Here is a 16,454-nt window from a genome sequence, read left to right as displayed (position 1 = left end):
TTATTTTATTCCTAGTTCTTTATTTATTCTTTTTTTGTCAAAACCACAAATCCAAGAGTTTCCAATCAAAATAACTGGAGCACCCTTGCATCTTTTTTGACAATCTTTTAAAGCATTTTTATCTTTTATTAAATCTATTTGATTGTATTTTATTTTTTTACTTTTTAAGTAGTTAATAGCCTCATTGCACAATTTACAATTTGGAAGTGTAAAAAGTGCAACTGGTTTCAATTATAGAATTACCTCTATATCTTTTGAGTCACTTTCAACAATTTTTGCTTTTACAACTCTATCTTCTTTTAGTTTTGCTGCTAAATCTTTATCGTTTATAGCTAAAATTTGCATTGCTAAATAAGCTGCATTTATAGCACCTGCTTTTCCTAAAGCAACAGTAGCAACAGGCATTCCAGCTGGCATTTGAACAGTAGAAAGCATAGCATCCATACCATCCATAGCTCCACCTTTCATAGGTACTCCAATAATCGGTTTTGTTGTAGTAGCAGCTAAAGCTCCAGCTAAGTGTGCAGCCATTCCAGCAGCAGCAATAAATGCAATAGCACCTTTTTCTTCAGCTTCTTTTACATACTCTTTTGTTCTTTCAGGACTTCTGTGAGCTGAAGAGATAATTAATTCATATTTTACATTAAATTGTTCAAAAGTATCAGCACAATTTTTCATAATATCATAATCTGATTTGCTACCCATTATTATTGATACAAATTTCATTTTTTTTCCTATTTATTAAAATTTAAAGTTTTATTGTATCAAAAACTTTCTAATATTTTTATAATATCTTCTATCTTAAGCTTTTTCCACTCTTCAAATTTATTGATAGTTAAAAGATCATTTTCATAAATAAATTTAGATAAATTTTTTGAACTATCTTTTACAAATATACTCTTTGTATTTTTATAATACTTCATAATATTTTCATCATCATTTGTTGATATACAAAGAGTTGGAATCATAAATGAATCTGCAATATGAAGTGCTGAAGTTTCTGCTGTTAAAACTTTATCCATTGATGATACAATATATATAAAATCCTCAATTGTTTTTGAATAAGATGATAAATCTACAAAATTATCTGATTTTATTTTTGGATCAATCAATAGTGTTGAAACAATTATATAATCATCTAGTTTATCAATTAATGCTTTTAATATCTCAATAGCAAAGTTTTGTGGTATTGATTTATTTATACTTGCACTATATGGATGAAATAATAGTAGTTTACCTCTTTTCTTTGCTTTCTCTATTTGATTCTTCAAATCTTTTGTTAATTCAAAATTATCAATATTTATCTCAGAATATTTATTTAGATTATTAACTTTTTTATAATCTATTCCAAACTTATAAAGCCATGCATCAACAATATTTATATCTAAATTTTTACTTATATCAATACTATTATCCACAAAATAATCATATTGACAAAAAGCTTTTGTATTTGTTGAAAGTGGATAGATATTATTTATATATTTTTGTGTTTGGTAAATACTTTTATCTCTATTAAAATAGCTATTATTTGAAGCTTTTATAAAAATATCTAAATCAACATTTTTATAAATCTCTTTTAGCTTTTCATAAAAAATTCTAAGTGCTGCCATTGAAGATATCATTTTACTAATAGTATCTCCCAAACTTCCTATTACTGCAACTTTTATACTAGATTTATGAAAACTTTTAAGATTATTTAATAGTTCTTGCTCTTTTAATTCTAAAAAACTAATATCTCCTATTTCATATCTTAATTTTTGTTCACCTTTAAAACTAACTCCTAATTCAATAGGAAAGCTTTGAATATCTCTTACACTATCCTCATTTACAACTTTTGCACTATATCTATTTTTATCTACTTTTGCAAAAATCTCTTTTAAATCTTGGAAATCATCATAAGTTGTAATATATACTGTTTCATTTTCAATATTTACAGGTGCTTTAAATCTATCATATTTTAAAATAGAACCATCTGTTATTTTTATATTTATACTATTTGTAACTCTAAAAAAAATCATTTTTATTCTATATTTACTTCTTCATTTTTTATTCTAAACATTGTTAAATATGGTAATTTACAAGGAAGTTGTATTTTATTTATATTTCCACTATGAACACTTTCAAGCTCTTTATTTGTATCAGTTAAAATCTTTTTGAAATTTATATAATACAATCCATCATCTTTTTTAAATATTTTCCCGATTTCATTATCACAAGTATCTAAAACTGTATTATGAGGAGTAAATATTTCAATATCTTCATTTGGATAAACTTTGTATTTGCAGTAAAAATGCTCTTCATCTTCACTCACAAGTCCTGTTACTTCATAACTTCCTTTACTTAAAGCATATGCATGGTTTTGAGAATCTGTTTTTTCAAATGGTCTATGAACCAAATAAGCATCTGTAAATCCTCTATTTTTTGTAGTGTGTAACTCTCTTTGATATTTTTCTGCATCAAAATTATCTGCAAAATAGTCATCAATAGCTTCTCTATATGCTTTTGCAGTTACCGCTGCATAATATGGTGATTTTGTTCTTCCTTCTATTTTTAAACTATCAACAGCTCCTGTATCTAAAATCTCTTTTATATGACTTGCAAGATTCATATCTTTTGAATTAAAAATATATGTTCCAACTCCTGGTTCCTCTTCAAGTCTAAACAGACTTCCATGCTCTTCATTTCCAGCATAAAGTGTATATTCAAATCTACAATCATTTGCACATGAACCTCTATTTGGAACTCTTCCCATTTGAACAGCACTTATTAAACATCTTCCACTATATGCAAAACACATAGAACCATGAACAAAAATTTCAATCTCCATTTCAGGTAAATGCTTTTTTATCTCTTTTATATCTTTTAATGATATTTCTCTAGCTGCAATTATTCTTTTTACTCCCATATCCCAATAAACTTGTGCATCAAGATAGTTTAAAACATTTGCTTGAGTTGATACATGAATTGGTATTTGTGGAGCTAATTCTCTACAAAGTTTAATAACTCCAGGTGCTGCAACTATAAATGCATCTGGTTTTACTTCTGCCATATTTATAATATGTTTTTTTAAAAGTTCTATTTGAGAATTAAAAGGGAAGCCATTTATTGTTGCATATACTTTTTTACCTCTTGCATGTGCATATTCAATACCTTCTTTAAATGTTTCAAATGTAAACTCTTTTCCTGCTCTAATTCTTAAACTAAAGTGGCTAACTCCACCATAAACAGCATCTGCACCATAATTTATAGCAATTTTTAATTTTTCTAAATTCCCAGCTGGGCTAAGCAACTCTACTTTTTGCTTATTCATATAAGATTCCTTTGATTATTTTTATAGCATATTAATTTATTTTAAGGGGATATTGTATCTTGTTTTTGATAAAGATTAAGTTTGTAAGTTTTTTAAGTCAAGAGAGCTTTTAAAAGCTCTCCCATTCATCATCATTTGAATTTGATTTAAACTCTTGTTTTTTTTCAGTTTTCTCAAGAATCTTTACATCTTTTACATCTATTTTTATAGTTTCTAAATCTTGTTTTTCTTTATTTATTTCAGGCTTTTCTATCTGTTTTTGAGCCTGTTTTGTATTTAAAACTTCATCTTTTCCTATATTATCAACTTTAACTCTATCCAAAGCTTTAAAAACTTCAACAGTTGAATTATCTAATTCAATAGAATATGATTTTAATTTTTGGCTATCTGGTTCTTGTTTACAATCTTCATTTATATACTCTTGAACATTTTTATGAACTAATTCATGATGTTTTTTTAGCTCTTTCCAATAATCTTTTTTAACAAAATTCATAGATTTTTGTTCTTGTTCTGCAATCCATTTACCTAAATCACACTCTAAATCATTTTCAACTTGCCAAGCTACTTTTGTTTGACCTACTTTATCAAAATTTTCTAACTTAAATTTAATATGATCATTCTTTAATTTAGAGATCTTAAAAACTAAATCAATATCATCTATACTTTTTGGGTCAACTTGTTTGAACTTTGCTCTATCTGCAATTTTTAGTAAATTATCAGATAAACTTGAAGCTTCTCTTGCTAAAGTACTTATTGTTCTTGCAGAACCAGCATTTACTTGAGTAACTCTATCTAGTACATTTATAGTGTCATTAATTTGAAGAATTCCTATCTCTTCTTCTTTAGTTCCTCTTGAAACATCTTCTATTAATACTATTGTTTCATCTATCCTTTTATTAAGTTCTGAATATCCAAGCTTCATACTACTTGCAATATTTTTTCCTTCATTTGCTTTAGAAGTTGCAATCTCAACAATATTTTTAATCTCTTTAGCAGCCTCTGCACTTCTATTTGCAAGGTTTCTTACTTCTTGGGCTACAACTGCAAATCCTTTTCCAGCTTCTCCAGCTGTTGCTGCTTCTACTGCTGCATTTAAACTTAAGATATTTGTTTGAAATGCTATTTGATCAATTACTTCAATAGCTTCATTTATAGAACTAACTTCTTTATTTATTTGATCCATAGCTTCATTTGTCTGATTAGCCAAAGTTTCTCCACTTTTTGAAGATTTTTGAAGCTCATTTGCTAAAATAGACATTTGAGATGTTTTTTGAACACTCTGTTTAATAATTGCCGTTATCTCTTCAATAGCTGCTGCTGTTTGCTCCAGCGATGTTGCTTGTTCATTTGCAGAAGTTGATAGTTCTTGAGCTGATTTTGATAACACTGCTGTATCATTATTTAATTTTGTACCAGTTGAAATAATCATAGATAAAAATTCTGAAACCGTATGTCCTATTAAAAGTGTGCTTGTTGCTAAAGATGACATAACTCCATTTACTTTTGTAGTATCAATTTTAGAATCATTTTGTACAAATCTTGAGTTTCCATACTCTATTAAAATATTATTTAGATTTACTAAGTTCTCATTTGTTCTTTCAATCATTTGATTTATAGAATCTCTTAATCTTCTAATTTGTGGATTAGATGATGTTTGTTCAATTTTATAAACATAAAATCCTTGTGAAACTTTCTCTATTACTTCATCAACATTTTGAATAACTTTTCCATCTTCAATATATGCTTCTTTTAATTTATCTATATAGGTATTAAAACTATTTACAATTTTTCCTATCTCATCATCAGACTTATTTACTATTCTATCAGTATTTCCATCTCCACTTATTACATCTTTAATTGCATCATCTAATTCACCTAAAGGTCTAATTATTGCTAAATTAATAAAGTAATTAAAAATTGCAATTGCAATTATCATTGCAATAAAAGCAAAAATAGTAATACTAAATATAACACTATTTATTTTACTATTTGTATTTTCTTGCATTAAAGTAACTTCATCTTCAATATCATCTACATATGCACCTGTTCCAATAATCCAATCCCAAGGTGCAAATCTTTGAACATAAGAGAATTTTGCTTTTGGATCATTTGGAATATTTGGTTTATCCCAATAATATTTTACAAGTCCACCCTCTTTTTTCTCATTAGTAACTTTTGACATCTCAACAAAAAGTTTTGTACCAAATGGATCTTTATATGTATTTAAATCTGTTCCATTTAGCTTTGTATTTGGATGATGAATCATATATGGATGAGAATCATTTATCCAAAAATAGTCATCATTTGCATATCTCATATCTGAGATTGTTTTTAGTGCTTCTTTTTGGATTCTTTCTGTTGCATTTTCTATATATTCACCTGTTCCAATTACCCAATTATATGGTTTAAATAATTTTACAAAAGATGCCTTTGCTTGTGGTTTATCAAATCCTGGTTTGGGCCATACATAATCTATATATCCTTCACCTTTTTTCTTTGCAATCTCTGCAAACTCTTTAAAGATCTGTTTACCGTTTGGATCTTTGTAATTATGCATATTTTGATTATTTAAAGATGGGCTAATTGGATGTATTATCACTTTTGCATCTAAATCATTTATCCAAAAATATCCTGTCTTTCCATATCTTGTAGAGTTTACAATATTCTTTAATCTCTCTTCTAAATCACTATTTGACAAAGAGTTTTTATACTTTTCATACTCCCCTTCTAAAATAGAGAATAAAAACATTGTTTGCTGATATAAATCATCTTCTAACTCTAATTTAATTTTTTCTATATTTGTTCGCTCATAATAAGCTTCAACAGTTTTCATAGCAAGTGAAACATAGTTTTTTAATTCCTGCTCTTTTCTATCATAAGCCTCTTTTTTATAGTTCTCAATATTCTCATTTGAGTACTCTTTCATAGAGTTTATAGAATCAAAAGCAACGGCAATTGATATTAATACTATAGTTAAAATAGATAAAATTAATATTTTAACTTTAATTGATAATTTCTTTGACATATTCTCTCTCCTTAATCAAACGAAGATTAATTATATCATTTTAAAATAGGATAAAAATAGTTTTTATTCTTTTATTAAATTTTTAGCAAAACTCAATGCCTCTTTTGTAACATTTTCACCACTTATCATTCTTGCTATTTCAATTATCTTTTCATCTTTTTTCAACTCTCTTACAGTTGATATATCATTATTCTTTTCTACTAAAAAATGCTGATCTGCACTTGAAGTTAGCTGTATTTGATGAGATATTGCAAATATTTGGTAATTTTTACTTAAACTTATTAAAACTTTTGCTATTGCTTCACTCTCTTTTCCACTTAAATTTGCATCTATCTCATCTAAGAAAAGTATTCCATTTTCATCAATATCTAGTTTTGCTATTGCACTTAAAAGTGCTAATCTTAATCTATTATATTCACCTGAGCTAATCGTTTGCAAAGATACACCATTTAATTTAAAATCTATATAATCTAATCCTTGAGAATCCAAGTCTTTTATTCCTAAATCAATAGTTGCACTATTTAAATATAAAAATTCCAAATACTCATTTACACCTTTTTCAAGTGTAATTCTACTTTGATTTCTAAATTTTGTAAGCATATTAGCTAGATTACTTACATATTCAAAAAGTTCTTTATATCTTTTTTCTAAATCATCTTTTTCAAAACTAATATTATTGTATGAATCTAACTCTTTTTGTTTTTGTTCTTTATATAAAATAGTCTCTTCTATTGAACCAAACTTTTTAATCAAAAAAGATATTTGCTCTATTCTTGTTAAAGTTTCTTCTATATTTATATCTTCTAATTCGCTTAAAGTATCATTTGATTTCTCTAAAATATTATTTAATTCATTAATTGCTTCATCAAAAAAACTACTATCTTGCTCTAAAACTTCCAACAACTCATTTACAGCACTTGTACTTTCAAAAATTTGTGATGCTTTTTTACTTGCTTGTTCAATTTTTTCTTTTTTTGCAAGAGATTTTTTCAAATTATTTAACTCTTCATATTCGCCAAGTTTTGGATTTACTTCTTCTATCTTAGAAATTTCAAATTTTGCAAACTCTTTTAAATCTTCAAGATTTTTTTCATCTTCTCTTAACTTTTCTAATTTTTTTCTCACTTCTACAAATTCTTTATATTTTGCATCAAAGTCATTTTTTAAACTAGTAAATCCTGTAAAATTCTTACTTGCATATCTATCCATAAATTCTATTAATACTTCACTTTTGAAATCACTTGTATCTTTTAAACTTAAGTATTTTATAAGAGAAACTGAAATATCTGCTAAAGATCTTTTTGATATTGTTTGACTATTTAAAAAATATCTTGTTTTATCTTTTTTAATACTTTTTAAAGTAATGTCCTCTTCAAAACTAATATCAAACTCTTCATTCTTTATTTTTGAATTATTAATTGTTAGTTCAGCCATCTCACTTTTTATCTCATTTAATCCAAAAAGTGCTAAAAATTCTTGCATCAAAATAGATTTACCAGCTCCACTTGGACCTGTAAAAATATTTAATCCTCTATTAAACTCTAGTTCAACTTCTTTAAAACTCAAACAATTCTTAATATATATTCTATTTATCAAATTAAATTACCCCATCTTAATTTTTCGCTTAATACTTCAAAAAAATCTCTACTTGTTCTATGAAGCATTTTTGCCTGTTTTTTTGCAATTTTTATACTTATATATTCACCTTTTTTTAATTCATAAAACTCTTGTCCATCAACTATAATTGTTGCTTCATCAAAAGGTACTTTAAACTCTATTTCAAAATCAGCTGGTACAACTATTGGTCTTTGTGTTAAAGAGTGTGGAGCTATTGGAGTTATTATAAAAGCATTTGTAAGAGGATAAACTATTGGTCCACCAACAGATAAATTATATGCAGTTGAACCACTTGGAGTACAAACAATTAATCCATCTCCAAAATACTTATTAAATGGTTTTTTATCTATTTTTGCACTTATTTCAAGCATACTTGAAAGATTTTTTCTTGAAATTACAATGTCATTAAAAGCTATAAAGTTCTTATTTTCTATCTTACCTTCAATAATCATCCTTGGACTTATCTTATAATCTTTTGTCAATAAATCTTTAATAAAATCTTCCAAATCATCAATATTTAAATCTGTTAAAAATCCTAAAGTACCTAAATTTATACCTAAAACTGGTAAATCATATAAAAATGCTTTTCTTGCAACTCCTAAAAGTGTACCATCTCCACCAACACTTATTAAAAAATCAGCTTCCTTACATAAATCATCAAAATCTCTTCCAAATTCACCTATCATATTTGCAGATTTTTCTTCTAATATAATATTTATATTGTTTTTTAAGAATAGTTTCTTTATATCCAAAAAAGTATTCTTTAATTCTGGACTATTAGGTTTTAATACTATTCCTATGTTTTTGATTTTTTCTAGTTGTTTGCAATTTTTTTCTACTCTCAATTGTCCTCTTTTTGTAAACTTATATAAAATATATTGTATATAATCTCTTATATAAATCTAATAAAAAAAGGGAACATGCAAAGCACATCCCCTTTTTTAAAGAATTAAATAATAAAATTATCCGTTTCTTTTTTTCATAATCTCTTCAGATACATTTCTTGGAACCTCTTGGTAAGCATCAAATAACATTGAATATGTTGCTCTACCTTGCGACATAGATCTTAAATCTGTTGAGTATCCAAATAGTTCAGAAAGTGGAATCATAGCAGTTACTAATTTGATACCTGCTCTATCATCCATAGATTGAACTTGTCCTCTTCTTTTATTACAATCACCAATAACATCTCCCATGTACTCTTCTGGAGTTTCAATTTCAACTTTCATAATAGGCTCAAGTAATACTGCACCTGCAGCTGCACTTCTACAACCTTGTTTGAACCCCATTGAAGCAGCTAATTTAAATGCCATTTCAGATGAATCCACTTCGTGGTAACTTCCATCATAAAGTGTAACTTCAATATCAACCATTGGATAACCAGCTAGAATACCACCTTGCATTGCTTCAAAACAACCTTTTTCAACAGCAGGTACATACTCTTTTGGAACAACCCCTCCTTTGATTTCGTTTTTGAATTTGAATGTAGGCTCACTTCCAGCTTCCATTGGTTTAATCTCTAAGTAAACGTGACCATATTGTCCTTTACCTCCAGATTGTTTTGCATATTTGTACTCTTGTTTAACAGCATTTCTAATAGTTTCTCTATAAGCAACTTGTGGAGCACCAACTTCTGCTTCAACTTTGAATTCTCTTTTCATTCTATCTACAAGAATTTCAAGGTGTAATTCACCCATTCCTGAAATAATAGTTTGTCCAGACTCTTCATCTGTTGCAACTCTAAATGATGGATCTTCTTCTGCTAATTTTCCTAAAGCAATTCCCATTTTTTCTTGGTCAGCTTTTGTTTTTGGCTCAACTGCAACAGAAATAACTGGATCTGGGAAATCCATTCTTTCTAGAATAACTGGATCTTTTTCACTTGCTAATGTATCACCTGTAATTGTATCTTTAAGACCAACAACAGCTCCAATTTCTCCTGCATAAAGCTCTTTAATCTCTTCTCTTGAGTTTGCATGCATTTTAAGAAGTCTTCCAATTCTCTCTTTTTTCATTTTTGTAGAGTTCATAACATAAGTTCCAGATTCTAAAACTCCTCTATATACTCTTGTAAATGTTAATTGTCCAACAAATGGGTCAGTCATTACTTTAAATGCTAAAGCTGCAACTTCACCTTTATCACTTGAAGCAACTGTTACAGAATCTCCATCTTGAGTTTCACCATTCATATCAGCAACTTCAGTTGGAGCTGGTAAATACATAGCAACAGCATCAAGAAGTGGTTGAATACCTTTGTTTTTAAATGATGTTCCACAAACCATTGGAGTAATTTCCATTGCTAAACATCTTTTTTTAATTCCAGATGTAATCTCTTCTTCGCTTAGCTCTTCACCACCAAGATATTTATCCATTAACTCTTCACTTGACTCAGCAGCAGCTTCAACAAGTTTCTCTCTATATTCAGCAGCAATATCAACTAAATCAGCTGGAATTTCTTCAACTTTATACATTTCACCAGCTTGTGCATCAAGAGTGTATGTATAAGCTTTCATTTTTACTAAATCAACCATTCCTCTAAATTGATCTTCTGCTCCAATTGGAATTTGAAGTGGAACTGGATTAGCTTTTAATCTATCTCTTACTTGGTTCATAACATTTAAAAAGTTTGCACCTGTTCTATCCATTTTATTTACATAGATAATTCTAGGTACTCCATATTTGTTTGCTTGTCTCCAAACAGTTTCAGATTGAGGTTGAACTCCACCAACTGAACAGAACACCGCAACAGCACCATCAAGAACTCTCATTGATCTTTCAACTTCAATAGTAAAGTCAACGTGCCCTGGAGTATCAATAATATTTATTTGTAATTGCTCATTAGTTTTTGGGTGATTCCAGAAACAAGTTGTAGCAGCAGAAGTAATTGTAATACCTCTTTCTTGCTCTTGCTCCATCCAGTCCATTGTTGCTGTACCTTCGTGAGTTTCACCTATTTTATGAGAAATTCCTGTATAGAAAAGAATTCTTTCTGTACTTGTTGTTTTTCCTGCATCAATATGAGCAGCAATTCCTATATTTCTAACTCTATTTAGTGGTATTTTTCTTGCCATAATTTATTTTCCTACCATCTGTAGTGTGCAAATGCTTTATTAGCCTCTGCCATTCTATGTACATCTTCTTTTTTCTTAAAAGATGCTCCTCTTTCGTTTGCTGCTTCGAATAATTCGTTAGCAAGTCTTTCTACCATAGTTCTTTCATTTCTTTTTCTTGAAGCTTCAATAATCCATCTTAGAGCTAATGTTTGTCTTCTTACTGCTCTTACTTCAACCGGAACTTGATATGTAGCTCCACCAACTCTTCTAGATCTAACTTCTAAAAGTGGTTTAACATTTTCTATAGCTTTTTCAAAAAGTTCAATACCTTTATCTTCACCTCTTTTATCAAGGTTATCAATTGCACCATATAATATTTTCTCTGCAACTGATTTTTTACCATCAAGCATAACTGCATTTACAAATTTCGTAATAACTTTACTATTATAGATAGGATCAGCCATTACCTCTCTAACTGGAGCTTTTCTTCTTCTCATTTTTTATCCTTCTACTTATTTTTTTGCTGCTTTTGGTCTTTTTGTACCATATTTAGATCTAGATACTGTTCTGTTATTTACTCCAGCACTATCTAAAGCACCTCTTACAATGTGGTATTTAACCCCAGGTAAATCCTTAACTCTTCCCCCTCTTACAAGCACGATTGAGTGCTCTTGAAGGTTATGTCCTTCTCCACCGATGTATGAAATAACTTCGATTCCAGTAGTTAATCTAACTTTTGCAACTTTTCTTAAAGCCGAGTTAGGTTTTTTTGGAGTTGTTGTATAAACTCTAGTACATACTCCTCTTCTTTGAGGACAATTTTTAAGTGCTGGTGATTTAGAATTTTCAATCACTTTTTTTCGCTCTTTTCTAATAAGCTGATTAATTGTAGGCATTTCTTTCCTTTATTAAATTTGGTTTGAGTAGCTATAGCCCTACCCATGCTTCTCGTAATCTCCAAAATATTTTGAAGCGATACTACCATTCTAGGAAACCTTGTAGTGTTTTCTAAAAAAGTTTTGCATTATACAGAAATATCTTTAAAGCTTACTTTAGTTTAATATTCTTTTATTAAGATTTCATAAAAAAATCTAGGAGAAATATGAAGTTTTTATCTTACAAAAAATTTGGTTCAGGCAAAAAAAATATTATATTTTTACATGAGTTGATGGGCGATTGCTCAAATTATGATAATTGTTTACAATATTTTAATCAAGAAGAGTTTAGCTGTTTTATGGTTGATTTAAGAGGATATGGTTTATCAAAAGAGATAAATGGCAATTATACTTTAGATGAAGCTGTAAATGATATTATTAATTTAGTATCAAATTTAGGAATAAATAGTTATATCCTACTTGCACACTCTATGTCAACGATGATTGCTCAACATATAACAAATAAAGATTTAAGAGTAAAAAAACTTATCTTAATAAACCCAATTTCCTATATAGGTGTAAAAAGTACAATCAAAGCAAAAGAGAATTTAATATTTCAAATGAGAAACAATAGTGGGAAAATTGAAGAAATTGTAGAACAATCTAGTCAAAGATATAATGAATCTTGGAAAAAATATCGTATAAAACAAGCTTACAATTCATCTAAACTTGAAGCAAGAGTTTCTTATATGGATATGTATTTAAACATATATTTTGATTCATCTTTAAATGATTTTTCAACAAATGCTCCAATAAAGATAATTACAGGGAAACATGATTTTAAAGTTTTCTCAAAAAATGAAGTATTAAAATATTTTGAAAATAATTTTAATATAGAGATATTAGAGTTTGAAGATTCTGGTCACTATCCAATGATTGAATCTCCTGTACTTTTCGCTTCTACAATTGAGAATTGGTGTAAATAAATTTTATTATCTAAGAGTAAGATATTTTCTTACTCTTAGATATATTGTGAAAATATAATTACTAAAATTAATAATAAAAAATATATATAGTGTAAAGATAGAGAAACTCTTAAATTTGCACCAATTTTTTCCAATATTTTTGGAAGCATATAAAAAATAATTACTAAAATTAATCCTAAAATCATTTTAGACTTTAAAACTATTGAAGCACTTTGTAAATAAAATGTATAAAATAGATAAAATCCAGTTAGAATCAATATTATATTGTTGATTCCAATAATTCTTCGTGCTTCTTTCCCTAAAATCTTTTGTATATTTAAACTCTGCTTACTTTCAAAATATTTATTTAATTTAAACAAAACAAAAGTTCTAAAAAACACTGTTCCTACAAATAAAATAACTGTAAGCAAATGTATAGTTTTTATAAATTCATACATATAAAACCTTAGAATTTTGCTTTAATACCAGCAAAATAATATGAACCTACATTTACATCAACTCTTTCATCAACTTTTTTGTTGAATATATTATCAATTCCACCATAAAGTGTAAATATTTTATTTATCTCATAATTTAAAGCTAAATCAACTATCATATAATCATCTAATTTCTCTTTGTTTTCTTTATCATCATACTGTTTTCCAATATATCTTAGAATAATATTTGAAGATAAATTATCTAAAACCTTGTAGTTTAAATTTAAACTTGCTGATAAATTTGGAGTATACACTAGCTCTTTATTTGTACTTTTATCTTCTGTATCAAGATAAGTAAAGTTAAGAGAAGTATCAAAAGTATTATTAAATTTATAATCTAAATTTACTTCAACACCATTAATATTTACTTTCTCTAAATTCTCAGAAGTATAATATTTACCTGCTCCTGCACCATAAGATACTATTTCAATTTTATCTTTTACTACTGTTTTAAATAATACTATTTCAGAATTAAAGTTATTAAAATTATTTGCAAGTGCTATTTCAAATGTATCTGATTTTTCTGGTTTTAAATCATAAGAGCTTGTTTTAAAATTATTCATAACCCCAGCTCCATATCTTTTTCCATCTTTAAATAGTGGTGCAACAACATAAAGCTCTGCTACATCAGGTGCTCTATATCCACTTGCATAATTTGCTCTTACTCTTGTATTTTCACCTAGTTTTTGTACAAGTCCTGCTTGAAATGTAGTTTTACTATCTGCATTTGAAATATCATCATATCTTGCCCCAATTGTTGCATTTAAACTATCATTTAACTCTATTTCATCTTGTAAATATATAGATTTGTACTCTATAACCTTTTCAATAAATTCGCTTGATTGTGGATTTGGATTTATTGCTGCACTATCTCTTGTCTCTTTTCTATAATTTAAACCAAAAGTAAATAAATTTGCATTATTTAAAGCATAAGTTGTAGTTGATTCTACATCTTCAATTTTTACATTTGCACTAAATTTTTTATTTATAGGTCCTGCAAAGTTTATTGGTTTTGTTTCATTTCGTTTCTTATAATATGATTCATAATATCTTAAATTTGTAGATAATTCATCACTAAAATTATATTTTGCAAATGCTTGAAAATCAACTCTTCTATTATCATCTTTAGACTCAACAGGAGTATTTAAAACCATTCCAGAGATACCATTTGCTTGTGAGCCACCTAAGTATTTTCCACTTCTATCTTCTTTAAAATAGTTTAAATCTATTCCAAATGTAAGATTATCTTTAAGATTTTTCTCAAGTCCAAGTCCAAAACTATTTATTGTCGATTCATCTCCATAAGTAGTAGCCAAAACTCCACTCTTACCGTTTTGTGGATGAGTTTGAATAGGTGTTCCATTTTGTGGATTTATAGCTTTTTGAGTATATTTTTTATCTTTTTTATATGAAGATGTTTCAATACTTGAAGCAAAAGCTTTATATTTAAATCCATTTATATTTCCCAAAGTTAAAAGATTTATATTTTTTTCTCTAGCTTCATTATAAGCATTTGAGCCATATTTCATATCTAAAGTAGTTTGATTTATATCTTCTGAATCTTTTTTTGTAATTATATTTATTACTCCACCAATAGCATCACTTCCATAAAGTGTACTCATAGAACCTTTTACTATTTCTATTCTTTCAATCATAGAAGCTGGTATTCTTGTCATTTCATATGGAGATTCTGTTTCACCACTTAATCTTTTTCCATCTAATAAAATCAAAGTTCCATTTACTCCAACTCCACGAATAGATATAGCAGATTTTGATACAGAGCTAGGATGTGGGAATCTTCCAAATTGTGAATTTATTGATGGGACTTTATCTAAAATATCTTTTAGATTTGAAGCAGATATCTTTTCAATATCTTCTTTTGTAATTACTATAACAGATGCACTAACACCATCTATATTTTTTTCAGTTTTTGTTGCAGTTGTGATTTTAACCTCTTCTATTTTTGTATCATTTGCACTTAGATTTTGTATTAAGATTGATGCAATAACAGAAACTATGATTCTTTTTTTCAATTTTCTTCCTTTATAAAAATGATAATTATAATCATAATATATATAAAAGATAATAGTATTGACTTATATCAATACTATTAAAAAAAATTATCTATTTATAGTAAAAACCTTCATCTGGCAACTTTCCACCAATAAGCTTTGGATCATTTTCTAATAATACTTTAAAAAAGAACTCCAAATCATTTTTACTATTTTCAGAATCTATATATTCAAATCTTACAAAATCTATTGAATCTTCTAATCCATCTTTATCTAGCATTGTTAATCTTTTTGATACAAGTAAACTTGCATCTTTTTTATTTGTTTTATACCAATAAATGGCTTTTTCATACTCTTTTAGAACTTTATTTATAAGTTCTTCTTTCCCTTTTGTATCTCCAATATATGCTAATCCAGCTTGTGGTATTTTTGATTCAATATTATATAGTCTTCCCCACTCTTCTTGAAGATTTATACTTCTAAAAATATCAGGTGCAAGAATTTTTACAGGGAAAGAAATTGATTTTCTCAAAGCTATTGATACAGCAGGTTCTGCTAATAAAACATGTTCTGCTCTTCTTAATATCATCATTTGCATAGCATCAACAGGAGTAGCTAGATATTTTAATTTAAAATCTTTTTTTGGATCAAAACCAGCTTTTCTTATCAAAGCTTGAAGAATAATATCAGGCATATCAGCTCTAAAAGGTACGATTATCTCTTTATTTTTAAAATCTTCTATTGTTTTTAAGTTTTTATCTCTACTAAGCAGTTCTAAAATTCCCCAAATAGAAACAGATAATAACTTTAAATCTACTCCTTTATTGTACAAATTTGCCGCAACATTTGTAGGAAGTGCTATAAAATCAGCCTCTTTTTTTAGAATTATTGCTCTTAATTCATCTGGATTATTCCATAGTTTAAACTCTAACTCTTTTCCAAACTCTTTTAAAACATTTTCTTGAACCATATGTAAAATTGGGTGTGAAACACTTGCTATTGGTCCAGCTATTATAATTTTGCTTTCATCTTTTGCAAAAACATTTGCACAAAATAATATTATTAATAAAAAATATTTCATCTACTATCCTTTGTTTAAT

The 16,454-nt window shown here is 27.5% G+C and carries 14 protein-coding genes; 1 reads left to right on the top strand and 13 read right to left on the bottom strand.

Features of this window, described 5'->3' with window-relative positions; genetic code table 11:
* The 10 genes from ATH_RS01680 to rpsL all read right to left on the bottom strand — a co-directional run bounded on the left by ATH_RS01680 (position 1) and on the right by rpsL (position 11,901).
* Positions 1–231: a glutaredoxin family protein gene (locus tag ATH_RS01680; RefSeq protein ID WP_066182849.1), complete on the bottom strand. Its 231-nt coding sequence runs from the start codon at positions 229–231 to the stop codon at positions 1–3.
* Positions 232–726, bottom strand: coding sequence for a 5-(carboxyamino)imidazole ribonucleotide mutase (gene purE / locus ATH_RS01675; protein ID WP_066169951.1), 495 nt, complete (start codon positions 724–726; stop codon positions 232–234).
* 38 nt (positions 727–764) lie between these two features.
* Complete coding sequence (locus ATH_RS01670) at positions 765–2,018, bottom strand: glycosyltransferase family 9 protein (RefSeq protein WP_066182846.1); 1,254 nt, start codon at positions 2,016–2,018, stop codon at positions 765–767.
* A gap of 2 nt (positions 2,019–2,020) precedes the next feature.
* Complete coding sequence (locus tag ATH_RS01665; protein WP_066182843.1) at positions 2,021–3,310, bottom strand: peptidase U32 family protein; 1,290 nt, start codon at positions 3,308–3,310, stop codon at positions 2,021–2,023.
* 109 nt (positions 3,311–3,419) lie between these two features.
* On the bottom strand, positions 3,420–6,335 hold the full coding sequence (locus tag ATH_RS01660; protein ID WP_066389978.1) for a methyl-accepting chemotaxis protein: 2,916 nt from the start codon (positions 6,333–6,335) through the stop codon (positions 3,420–3,422).
* Positions 6,336–6,398: 63 nt separating this feature from the next.
* The gene (locus tag ATH_RS01655; protein WP_066182839.1) at positions 6,399–7,931 is read right to left on the bottom strand and encodes an AAA family ATPase; all 1,533 of its coding nucleotides are present in this window, start codon (positions 7,929–7,931) and stop codon (positions 6,399–6,401) included.
* Entirely contained in the window at positions 7,928–8,797 is an 870-nt protein-coding gene (locus ATH_RS01650) for an NAD(+)/NADH kinase (RefSeq protein ID WP_066185214.1), read from the bottom strand. Before ATH_RS01650 ends, ATH_RS01655 begins: the two co-directional genes overlap by 4 nt.
* A gap of 117 nt (positions 8,798–8,914) precedes the next feature.
* On the bottom strand, positions 8,915–11,023 hold the full coding sequence (gene fusA, locus ATH_RS01645) for an elongation factor G (protein ID WP_066182834.1): 2,109 nt from the start codon (positions 11,021–11,023) through the stop codon (positions 8,915–8,917).
* 11 nt (positions 11,024–11,034) lie between these two features.
* Positions 11,035–11,502: a 30S ribosomal protein S7 gene (rpsG, locus tag ATH_RS01640; protein ID WP_066182832.1), complete on the bottom strand. Its 468-nt coding sequence runs from the start codon at positions 11,500–11,502 to the stop codon at positions 11,035–11,037.
* Positions 11,503–11,517: 15 nt separating this feature from the next.
* Positions 11,518–11,901, bottom strand: a complete 384-nt coding sequence (gene rpsL, locus ATH_RS01635) for a 30S ribosomal protein S12 (protein ID WP_066182828.1) — start codon at positions 11,899–11,901, stop codon at positions 11,518–11,520.
* Positions 11,902–12,107: 206 nt separating this feature from the next.
* Between rpsL and ATH_RS01630 the strand changes: the two genes are divergently transcribed.
* A complete protein-coding gene (locus tag ATH_RS01630) occupies positions 12,108–12,866 on the top strand; it encodes an alpha/beta fold hydrolase (protein WP_066182825.1) in 759 nt (252 codons plus the stop codon).
* A gap of 35 nt (positions 12,867–12,901) precedes the next feature.
* Here the strand turns inward: ATH_RS01630 and ATH_RS01625 are convergent, their stop codons facing one another.
* The 3 genes from ATH_RS01625 to ATH_RS01615 all read right to left on the bottom strand — a co-directional run bounded on the left by ATH_RS01625 (position 12,902) and on the right by ATH_RS01615 (position 16,435).
* Positions 12,902–13,303 carry a hypothetical protein gene (locus ATH_RS01625; protein ID WP_066182824.1) on the bottom strand — a complete coding sequence of 134 codons (402 nt, stop codon included), beginning with the start codon at positions 13,301–13,303 and terminating at the stop codon, positions 12,902–12,904.
* Between the two features lie 8 nt (positions 13,304–13,311).
* Positions 13,312–15,375 (bottom strand): TonB-dependent receptor plug domain-containing protein, encoded by a 2,064-nt coding sequence (locus ATH_RS01620; protein WP_066182822.1) that lies wholly within the window; start codon positions 15,373–15,375, stop codon positions 13,312–13,314.
* Positions 15,376–15,466: 91 nt separating this feature from the next.
* A complete protein-coding gene (locus ATH_RS01615; protein ID WP_066182820.1) occupies positions 15,467–16,435 on the bottom strand; it encodes an ABC transporter substrate-binding protein in 969 nt (322 codons plus the stop codon).
* Positions 16,436–16,454: the final 19 nt, after the last annotated feature.

The organism is Aliarcobacter thereius LMG 24486, from assembly GCF_004214815.1.
GTDB classification, from domain to species: Bacteria; Campylobacterota; Campylobacteria; order Campylobacterales; family Arcobacteraceae; genus Aliarcobacter; species Aliarcobacter thereius.
Note: the sequence above shows the minus strand (reverse complement) of the source record. Positions and strands in the feature narration are given on the sequence as shown.

Bases quoted from the DNA above. Each gene is read 5' to 3' on its own strand.
- ATH_RS01625 (WP_066182824.1), bottom strand. From the start codon at position 13,303: ATGTATGAATTTATAAAAACTATACATTTGCTTACAGTTATTTTATTT.
- rpsL (WP_066182828.1), bottom strand. From the start codon at position 11,901: ATGCCTACAATTAATCAGCTTATTAGAAAAGAGCGAAAAAAAGTGATT.
- ATH_RS01630 (WP_066182825.1), top strand. From the start codon at position 12,108: ATGAAGTTTTTATCTTACAAAAAATTTGGTTCAGGCAAAAAAAATATT.
- fusA (WP_066182834.1), bottom strand. From the start codon at position 11,023: ATGGCAAGAAAAATACCACTAAATAGAGTTAGAAATATAGGAATTGCT.
- rpsG (WP_066182832.1), bottom strand. From the start codon at position 11,502: ATGAGAAGAAGAAAAGCTCCAGTTAGAGAGGTAATGGCTGATCCTATC.
- ATH_RS01665 (WP_066182843.1), bottom strand. From the start codon at position 3,310: ATGAATAAGCAAAAAGTAGAGTTGCTTAGCCCAGCTGGGAATTTAGAA.
- ATH_RS01670 (WP_066182846.1), bottom strand. From the start codon at position 2,018: ATGATTTTTTTTAGAGTTACAAATAGTATAAATATAAAAATAACAGAT.
- ATH_RS01615 (WP_066182820.1), bottom strand. From the start codon at position 16,435: ATGAAATATTTTTTATTAATAATATTATTTTGTGCAAATGTTTTTGCA.
- purE (WP_066169951.1), bottom strand. From the start codon at position 726: ATGAAATTTGTATCAATAATAATGGGTAGCAAATCAGATTATGATATT.
- ATH_RS01660 (WP_066389978.1), bottom strand. From the start codon at position 6,335: ATGTCAAAGAAATTATCAATTAAAGTTAAAATATTAATTTTATCTATT.